The organism is Salibacterium sp. K-3 (assembly GCF_054052005.1).
Genome location: NZ_JBSVZE010000002.1, coordinates 679,071 through 687,788, shown reverse-complemented (window position 1 = coordinate 687,788; position 8,718 = coordinate 679,071). Strand labels below are relative to the sequence as shown.

The following is an 8,718-nucleotide window of genomic DNA, read 5'->3' as shown; positions in this document are numbered from 1 at the left end:
CGAACACGGAAGTTAAGCTCTCCAGCGCCGATGATAATGAAGGGGCAACCCTTTGTGAAAGTAGGACGCTGCCAGGCACCAAAAGGGCGGTCGGATGATATTCATCTGACCGTCCTTTTTTTATAAAACGTGAAGTTCAGCTATAGGCTGTTACGGAGTAAGCGTCAAATAATCCCCACCTTGATAAAAGATGGGGATTATTTGACGCTTACCGGAAAAAGCAAAAAATGGGAGGAGTCCAAACGTAACGTAGAGAACGTTGAGTGCTGTTTCAGGACGAGGGTGTAGCCGCTGTATCAGAAATATAGTCCTTTCCAGGCACTTCGTGACGTATACGGCCAACGTCACTTTAGAAAAAAAGTCATGACGACGTTTGTAACTGCTCCGGGGTGTACAAACGTAATTATGAATCAACCATAGTGACGTTTCTTCCCTATTCGATACCCGTAAACGTCATCATGAATCCTTCTATGTTGCGTTTGTCACTTTTTTTTCGGGATAAACGCAACTTTAGAGCCGTTGGGTGCTGCTTGTGGACGAAGCTTCAGTCGCTGCATCAGGAATGTGTTCTTTTTCAGGTGCTTTTTGACGCTTGAGTCCAATGATTATACGGCCAAGGTCACTTTAGAAAAGTCATAATCAAAGTCATAACGACGACATTTGAAGATTTGCCTGCTCTGCTTACAGAATGGTGATGTTTTTCTGAGTAGCACACCACTGGGGGCGCTCCAATCCCTTTTCTGAAATTCTGTGATACCGCGGCGCCATGTTTCCGATATTCAATCGGATCCAAAAGCTGTTCCTTCCGGCAAAGGTTTTGGTCTTCAGGGTTAATAGAACGGGTATGTAAATCAGTAAAAAATCCAGTATACTGGAGACAAGACTGGATACAAAGGAAGATGTATGTGGAACCGCTGCAGATGAACATGGTCAGTGATACAGCGATACGTGTTACATTCGGGACCGTAATATCGGTAAAAACCCACCAACATATCAGGGCATTCTGCCGCGAACTGGAAGATCATCCCCGGGAAGGCATTCAGGAATGGGTCCCTGCCTACACGACGGTGACGGTTTTCTATGATCCCCTCCGCCTTTCACCGTCAGACCTGCAGTCCTTTATTTCCGGATGTTGTGAAACCATGAAGCCGCAGGATCTCCCCTCGTCTCCGCAGATCTCCATCCCCGTCTGTTACGATGAAACGTTTGGGCCTGATCTGAAGAGGGTGGCAGAACAGAACCAGTTAACAACGGATGAGGTGATTGCGCGGCATACGGAAGCGGAATACCTGGTTTATATGATGGGGTTTATTCCGGGTTTTCCGTATCTTGGAGGCATGAATGAAAACATCGCTGCTCCGCGTCTTGAGACCCCGCGAGCCAAAGTACCGGCCGGTTCTGTCGGAATTGCAAACACCCAGACCGGTGTATACCCCCTGGAAAGTCCCGGAGGATGGAATATTATTGGAAAAACACCGAAAAAGCTGTTCCGCCCGGACAAAACAGAGCCGGTACTGCTGGATGCCGGTATGATTATTCGATTCAGACCTGTGTCGAAAGAAGAGTTCCGTGATATCGAGCAGAAGGAGGCAGAGAAATGAAAAAAACAGTGGATCTGAACAGTGATGTCGGCGAGAGCTTCGGGCCCTATGTGCTTGGAAATGATGACCGTGTTCTTTCGTACGTCACTTCAGCGAACATCGCCTGCGGATATCATGCCGGCGATCACAGCGTTATGGCCCGGACTACCGCAGCGGCAAAAAAGCAGCAGACAGCGGTGGGGGCTCATCCCGGCTTCCCTGATTTAGGCGGATTTGGACGGCGGCAGATGGCTGTGGATCCGGATGAAATCTATCACCTGGTTGTGTATCAAGTGGGAGCCCTTCAGGGATTTTGTAAAACGGAAGGGATAGGGCTGCAGCACGTGAAACCACACGGCGCCTTGTATAACCAGGCAGCCAAAGATCCGGAAATGGCAGAAGCAATAGCGGAAGCGGTAAGAAGAATAGATCCCGGCCTTATCTTGTTTGCACCCGCAGGAAGCGAATTGATAAAGGCAGGCCGTAAGGAAGCGCTGCCGGTTGCTTCTGAAGTTTTTGCTGATCGTACATATCAACCGGACGGATCTTTGACCCCGCGGTCGCACCCGGATGCTATCCTTCATGATCCCGGCGCAGCGGCGGAACGTATTCTTGATATGCTGATGAACGGTGAGGTGGGAGCTGTAGACGGCACCCGGCTTCCAGTGGAGGCCGACACGATCTGTGTCCACGGGGACACGCCGGAGGCACTGCAGTTTCTCAACCAGCTCCACCATGTACTGCAGCAGACGGAAGTGGTCCTTCAGGCACCGGGGGAAACGCAATGAACGGCAGCGAAGTTTGTCTGGTTAAAAAACCCGGGCTGTTTACAACCATTCAGGATGCCGGACGTCCAGGCTGGCAGAGAAAAGGTATCCCGCCGGCAGGTGTGATGGATGAGTATGCGTTTCAGACCGCTAACATTCTCGCGGGCAATCAAGGAAAGGAAGCAGTGCTTGAAGTAACGATGCTGGGTCCTGTTCTGCAATTCACACAGGCTGCTGTGATAGCGTTAACGGGGGCGGACCTCCAGCCTTCACTGAACAATAAACCAGTAGAAGGATGGCGTTCATTCCGCGTCCGGGAAGGAGATGAACTGTCGTTTGCCGGAGTGAAAAGCGGGGCGCGTACCTATATTGCAATTCAGGGAGGATTTGATGGAGACGAAAGACTCGGCAGCCGTTCAACGTTTGTTAAAGCAGGAATGGGCGGAATGAAAGGAAGAGCTCTGGAAAAAGGAGACCGATTGTCGACCCCCGCTTCCGTTCCTCCGTTGAAAAGATGCAGCCGTCTGAGTGCACCATTGATTCCAGAATACAGCGGGGAAACCGTGCTTCGTGTTACAGAAGGCCCTGAAGCCTCCGCGTTTACGGAGGAAGCCCGGTATGCTTTGTACCACTCCTCCTTCACGATCTCTAATGCATCAGACCGGATGGGATGTCGGATGGAGGAAGCCGTCCTTTCTCATCACGGCTCCGCAGATATTCTGTCGGAAGCGGTGGATACCGGGTCTATTCAGGCAGCCGCGGATGGGCGTCCGATGATATTAATGGCCGACCGACAGACGACCGGAGGTTACACCCGCCCGGCCTCGGTTATTCAGGCAGATCTTCCGAAAGTGGCCCAGCTGCTGCCGGGGCAGCAGGTTATGTTCGAAAAAATACCCCTTCAGCAGGCTCATGATCTGCTGAAAGAACAGCAGCGCCGGATCGCGGCTTTGGCGCTCGCTTCCCGAAACATGCTATCATATACAGAGTAGAACGTTTATAGGAGTGGGATACATGGAAAAGAAATTTGATACGAAGGCTGTCCATTTTCAGAAAGGGGATGGAGAGAAAAATAAAAGCAAAACGAAACCGATCTATCAGACCTCTTCGTTTGCCTTCCATGATCTCGAAGATATGGAATCCTATTTTACCGGTGGCAAAGACCATCTGTATACCCGGTATTCCAACCCGAATACAGATGATTTAGGAGCCGGGACAGCTTCCCTTGAAGGAGCTCCGTCGGGCATTTCGACTTCGTCCGGTATGTCTGCTATTCTTGCTGGAATTCTTGCAGCAGCGGCCCCGGGAGACCATTTGATCGTACCGCTGGATCTTTACGGAGGGACCTACCAGTTGTTTCAGCAAGAGCTTCAGGAATGGGGATTTGAGGTAACGGCTGTAGATTTCACCGATAAACAGGCGCTGGAATCGTCCCTTCAGGATAAGACGAGCCTCCTGTACGCAGAATCCGTAACAAATCCGCTTCTCCGCCGGGAAAACATTCAGGAACTGAAACAAATATCAGGAAGATATGACCTGACACTTATGATTGATAATACCTTTCCGACTCCTTACTTTCTCCAGCCTTATCTTCAAGGTGCGGACCTTGTCGTTCACAGCGCGACCAAATACATAGGGGGACACAGTGATGTTTCGGCCGGGGTGCTGGTTGGAAGAGAGGAGCTCATAGCAAAAGCGAAAAAACGTGTCATTAATATCGGGGCCAATCTCAGCCCTTTTGAAGCGTGGCTTGCCTGCCGTGGATTAAAAACGCTGAGTGTCCGGATGGCCAGGCAGGCGGAAAATGCAGCATCTTTGGCACAGTGGTTTCAGGAGCATACCCGTGTATCTGCCGTTTATTATCCAGAGAATCTTTCTGACAAAGGCAACGGGGCGATGGTGAGCGTGGATCTTGGCGATCGTTATGATGTTACCGCGTTTTTTGCGGCGCTGGACTGGATCAAAATTGTTCCCACCCTTGCCGGTGTAGAGACGACTGTGTCCTATCCATTGAATACTTCCCACCGTACGGTCCCGAATGAGATCAGGGAGCAGCTCGGCATCACTGCCGGGACAGTCCGGATTTCAGCCGGCATTGAAGATAAAGACGATATCATTACTGCCTTTTCTTCGGCCCTGAAGCAGGCAGAAAACTGAACACCCTGCAGCAAAGGAAAGCTGTCCCAAAAAATGGGGCAGCTCCTTTTTATTTGTTATTCAGATAATTGATAAAATCCTGGTACATACTAATATTGTCGGTCAATATCATAATGGGGAGGAACACAAACGTAACGATGACGAGTACATTAGCCAGCAGAGCCGAACGCAAGTACTTCCAGGTATTCATGAAAACGGCCTCCTTTTTGTCATTATATGTCGAAATATTCTTTTAATTAATGTAACACATTTGTCACATTTGAACAAGAAAATTATTACCACAGCCTTGCAATACGAGAAAGGCTGTGATATATTATAAAAGTGCCGTTAAGAAAACGCGATTTTACACATCGCGGGGTGGAGCAGTTCGGTAGCTCGTCGGGCTCATAACCCGGAGGTCGTAGGTTCGAATCCTACCCCCGCAACCAATAATTAAAACCCCAAAGCCTGCAGAAGGCTTTTTTTTTGTATTTTTTTCAAACAGAGACGATTCCCGGGCGGTGCGTTTTTTCCGGGAATGCGTTACACTGGAAGAAATGATGCACATAAAAGGATGTCACTCATGCCGAAAGACGAATTTGAATGGATTCAGCAGCATATCCCGGATCATTACCGCCAACCTGGTCTGATAGAAGGGATTGGGGATGATGCAGCGGTGTATGCTGCCGAGGCAGGCTATCATGAGATATTATGTGTGGACACGATGGTGGAGGACGTTCATTTTACGAAAGAAACGATGAGCCCGCTGGATATCGGACATAAGGCGCTCGCCGTAAATATAAGTGATATTGCAGCGATGGGGGGAGTCCCCGTTTTTTATGTCGTATCCATTGCTGTACCTTCCTCCTGGACGGATGAAGAGCTTCAGGGTGTGTATGAGGGGTTGGAAAAACTGGCGGAAGCCTTTGATATGGATATGATCGGGGGAGATACTGTCTCTACGAGGTCCGGACTTGTTGTATCGGTCACCGTCCACGGGAGGGTAGAAGAGGGGCGCCATCTCCTGCGGAGAAATGCCCTGCCCGGAGATATTGTATTTGTTACAGGTTTCACCGGGAGATCCGCAGCCGGGCTTGACTGGCTGCTGGAGCACGGACGCGGCGCTTCCCGCCCTCAGGGAATTCGTACACTCACAGCGTATCATCAAACTCCGCACCCGCGTGTGAAAGAAGGCAGGATCATCGGAAGCACAGCCGCCGGTGCCGCTTTAAACGATATCAGCGACGGTCTGGCGAGTGAGGCGAACGAAATTGCGGAAGCTTCGAAGGTGGAACTGGAATTGAGAAAGCGGGATATTCCGGTTGCCGGAGAACTGAAAGAATTCCCGGACACGCAGTACTGGGAGTGGATCTTTTACGGCGGGGAAGATTTTGAATTGATCGGTACCGTCCGGCCGGAGGACTGGCCTCTCTTGAAACAGCGGATGGAAGAGGAAGGTGCTCCGCTGTATGATATCGGCCGGGTCAAAGAAGGAGATCCACTGGTTACGCTGCAGGACGGATCAGACACAACCGTCCTCCCGAAAAAAGGATACAATCATTTTCAATCATAAAGGCGGGAAGCAGCATGTCTTTATCATTTACGACTCATTCTCCGGCAGAGACGATCTGTAAGGCTGAAAAACTCGGTTCCATCCTGGCAGCCGGGGATGTAATTACGCTGGAAGGAGATCTCGGTGCCGGAAAAACCCTTTTCACTAAAGGGCTTGCACGTGCGCTTCAGATTACGGAGACGGTAAACAGCCCGACGTTTACGATTATAAAAGAATATCACGGCACCCTCCCGTTTTATCATATGGATCTGTATCGACTCGGCGGGGAAGAAGCTGAAGAGATGGGGCTCGAGGAATATATCGAGAGCAGCGGCGTCTGTGTGATCGAATGGGCGGACAGAATAGAAGATATACTCCCGCCGGACCACCTGAAGGTCACGTTGGACCGGCTGGAGGGAGACGACCGGATGATCCGGTTGAGTCCCCAGGGAAAAAGCTTTATGGAACGATGCAAGGAGCTTGAGAATGATGAACATACTGGCGATTGATACATCGAGTTATGTGATGGGAACGGCATTGTCCTCCGAAGAAGGAGTACTGGCGGAATATATTACGAATTTCAAAAAGAACCATTCTCTACGCTTAATGCCTGCCATTGACAGGATGATGGAAGATGTGGAGATGACTCCACGTGAACTGGATGCCATCGCTGTGGCAAAAGGCCCCGGTTCGTATACAGGGGTCAGGATTGGCGTGACGACGGCTAAAACAATGGCCTGGTCGCTTGGTATCCCGGTTTACGGCATATCGAGCCTGATGCAGCTGGCAGCCGGCGGTACCTACTTTCCGGGATTAATATGCCCCTTTTCAGATGCACGGAGAGGGAGAGTCTATACCGGGTTGTACCGGTTCCGGGACGGCATGCCGGAAGCAGAACAGGAAGACAGGGTGACGGATCTCGGGGAATGGCTCGAGAATCTGAAAGCAGCGCAGCAACCGGTATTATTTTTAAGCCGGGACCTGGATCAGCATAAGGCAGCTATTCAGGAAGCCCTTCCGGATCAGGCTGTGTTCGGCTCCTATACAGACTATCGGCCCCGTCCGGCGGATTTGCTCCGGCTGACCGCACGGATCGAACCGCAGCCGGCTCATGCTGTCGTGCCGGAATACGCGCAGATGGCGGAAGCAGAGAAGAAATGGTACGCCGCTGAAGAAGGGCGAGCACATGAGTAAGTATCCGAGTATCCGTTTTATGGAAGAACGGGACCTGGAGGGGATTCTTCGGGTGGAGCATGATGCGTTTCAGATGCCGTGGACGAAATACGCTTTTTTTAATGAACTGACGAATAACCAGTTTGCTCATTACCTGGTGGCGGAATGGAACGATGAAATCATCGGCTATTGCGGAGTGTGGATCATTATTGATGAAGCCCACATTACGAATGTAGCCGTACATTCTGCGTACCGGGGCTGCCGTATCGGTGAACTGCTCATGAAAAACATTCTCGACATGGCGCATGCCTACGGGGCTGTAACGATGACGCTCGAAGTCAGAGTGAGCAACCTGATTGCCCAGTCTCTGTATAAAAAGCTCGGGTTTCAGCCCGGCGGGATTCGGAAAAACTATTATACCGACAATCACGAAGATGCATTGGTAATGTGGGTGAATATTGATGACTACAAATTCAACTGAAGCGGAAGTACTGCTTGCGATCGAAACAAGTTGTGACGAAACGGCGGCAGCGGTGGTGCAGGGCGGAAGACGGGTGCTCTCGAACGTTGTGGCCTCCCAGATTGACAGCCATAAACGTTTCGGCGGGGTCGTGCCTGAGATTGCATCGCGCCATCATACCGAAAATATCACGCTTATCATGGAAGAAGCGCTGACGGAAGCCGGTCTTACTTTCGCCGACCTTGACGGCATTGCCGTTACAGAAGGACCGGGACTGGTCGGAGCGCTGCTGATTGGTGTGAATGCGGCAAAAGCGGCTGCCTTTGCCCATCAGCTCCCGCTTATTCCTGTTCATCATATTGCCGGACATATACAGGCGGCGCGGCTTGAACGGGAGTGGAACTATCCCGCGCTTGCCCTCGTCGTATCCGGAGGCCACACGGAACTCGTTCTGCTGCACGCAGAAGGGGAGTATGAGGTAATCGGTCGTACGAGGGATGACGCTGCAGGGGAAGCCTACGATAAAGTGGCACGGACCCTTGGACTTGGGTATCCAGGCGGACCGCAGGTGGATAAACTGGCAGCCCAAGGCCGTGTTTCCATTCCGATGCCCATTGCCTGGCTCGAAGAAGGCTCCTATGATTTCAGTTTCAGCGGATTGAAGTCATCGGTTATCAACACCCTTCACAATGCTGAACAGCGGGGAGAGCATTTATCCACAGCGGATGTTGCCGCCAGCTTTCAGGCAAGCGTCCTCGAAGTCCTTGTTGAAAAAACAAAACGGGCAGCAGAGGAGTATCAGGTCCGTCAGGTTGTACTTGCCGGCGGTGTGGCTGCCAACCGCGGACTGCGCGCGGCTATGGAAGAAACCTTTGCAGAAAGCGGGGCCCAACTTTCGATTCCCCCGTTCAAGTATTGTACCGACAACGCTGCAATGATTGGTGCCGCTGCCCACGTCCAATGGAAAAAAGGAATTACCGCTGGTTGGGATCTGAACGGCGTACCAGGCTTGGCCTTATATTAAGGTCAAGTTTTTTTTATGAATAAATG

10 protein-coding genes, 1 tRNA gene and 1 rRNA gene are annotated in these 8,718 nt (G+C 51.1%); 11 read left to right on the top strand and 1 reads right to left on the bottom strand.

Annotation, left to right across the window (positions count from 1 at the left end; translation table 11 throughout):
- The 5 genes from rrf to ACW9JV_RS15540 form a co-directional block, all read left to right on the top strand.
- Positions 1–77: ribosomal RNA gene (rrf, locus tag ACW9JV_RS15560) — 5S ribosomal RNA — on the top strand; the annotation flags it as partial.
- A gap of 828 nt (positions 78–905) precedes the next feature.
- Complete coding sequence (pxpB, locus tag ACW9JV_RS15555) at positions 906–1,601, top strand: 5-oxoprolinase subunit PxpB (protein WP_457336037.1); 696 nt, start codon at positions 906–908, stop codon at positions 1,599–1,601.
- Positions 1,598–2,368 carry a LamB/YcsF family protein gene (locus ACW9JV_RS15550; protein ID WP_457336035.1) on the top strand — a complete coding sequence of 257 codons (771 nt, stop codon included), beginning with the start codon at positions 1,598–1,600 and terminating at the stop codon, positions 2,366–2,368. The genes pxpB and ACW9JV_RS15550 overlap by 4 nt, the downstream gene beginning before the upstream one ends.
- Positions 2,365–3,339: a 5-oxoprolinase subunit C family protein gene (locus tag ACW9JV_RS15545; RefSeq protein WP_457336033.1), complete on the top strand. Its 975-nt coding sequence runs from the start codon at positions 2,365–2,367 to the stop codon at positions 3,337–3,339. Before ACW9JV_RS15550 ends, ACW9JV_RS15545 begins: the two co-directional genes overlap by 4 nt.
- A gap of 22 nt (positions 3,340–3,361) precedes the next feature.
- On the top strand, positions 3,362–4,504 hold the full coding sequence (locus ACW9JV_RS15540; RefSeq protein ID WP_457336031.1) for a trans-sulfuration enzyme family protein: 1,143 nt from the start codon (positions 3,362–3,364) through the stop codon (positions 4,502–4,504).
- A 49-nt stretch (positions 4,505–4,553) separates the two neighbouring features.
- Here ACW9JV_RS15540 and ACW9JV_RS15535 read toward each other — a convergent pair whose 3' ends face one another.
- Complete coding sequence (locus ACW9JV_RS15535; protein WP_457336029.1) at positions 4,554–4,694, bottom strand: hypothetical protein; 141 nt, start codon at positions 4,692–4,694, stop codon at positions 4,554–4,556.
- A 161-nt stretch (positions 4,695–4,855) separates the two neighbouring features.
- Here ACW9JV_RS15535 and ACW9JV_RS15530 point away from each other — a divergent pair.
- The 6 genes from ACW9JV_RS15530 to tsaD all read left to right on the top strand — a co-directional run bounded on the left by ACW9JV_RS15530 (position 4,856) and on the right by tsaD (position 8,692).
- Positions 4,856–4,932: transfer RNA gene (locus tag ACW9JV_RS15530), tRNA-Met, on the top strand.
- A gap of 134 nt (positions 4,933–5,066) precedes the next feature.
- Positions 5,067–6,056 (top strand): thiamine-phosphate kinase, encoded by a 990-nt coding sequence (gene thiL, locus ACW9JV_RS15525; protein WP_457336027.1) that lies wholly within the window; start codon positions 5,067–5,069, stop codon positions 6,054–6,056.
- Between the two features lie 14 nt (positions 6,057–6,070).
- The gene (tsaE, locus tag ACW9JV_RS15520; protein ID WP_457336025.1) at positions 6,071–6,544 is read left to right on the top strand and encodes a tRNA (adenosine(37)-N6)-threonylcarbamoyltransferase complex ATPase subunit type 1 TsaE; all 474 of its coding nucleotides are present in this window, start codon (positions 6,071–6,073) and stop codon (positions 6,542–6,544) included.
- On the top strand, positions 6,525–7,229 hold the full coding sequence (tsaB, locus tag ACW9JV_RS15515; RefSeq protein ID WP_457336094.1) for a tRNA (adenosine(37)-N6)-threonylcarbamoyltransferase complex dimerization subunit type 1 TsaB: 705 nt from the start codon (positions 6,525–6,527) through the stop codon (positions 7,227–7,229). The genes tsaE and tsaB overlap by 20 nt, the downstream gene beginning before the upstream one ends.
- The gene (gene rimI, locus ACW9JV_RS15510) at positions 7,222–7,689 is read left to right on the top strand and encodes a ribosomal protein S18-alanine N-acetyltransferase (RefSeq protein WP_457336023.1); all 468 of its coding nucleotides are present in this window, start codon (positions 7,222–7,224) and stop codon (positions 7,687–7,689) included. The genes tsaB and rimI overlap by 8 nt, the downstream gene beginning before the upstream one ends.
- Positions 7,670–8,692, top strand: coding sequence for a tRNA (adenosine(37)-N6)-threonylcarbamoyltransferase complex transferase subunit TsaD (tsaD, locus tag ACW9JV_RS15505; protein WP_457336021.1), 1,023 nt, complete (start codon positions 7,670–7,672; stop codon positions 8,690–8,692). The genes rimI and tsaD overlap by 20 nt, the downstream gene beginning before the upstream one ends.
- The last annotated feature ends 26 nt before the right edge of the window (positions 8,693–8,718 follow it).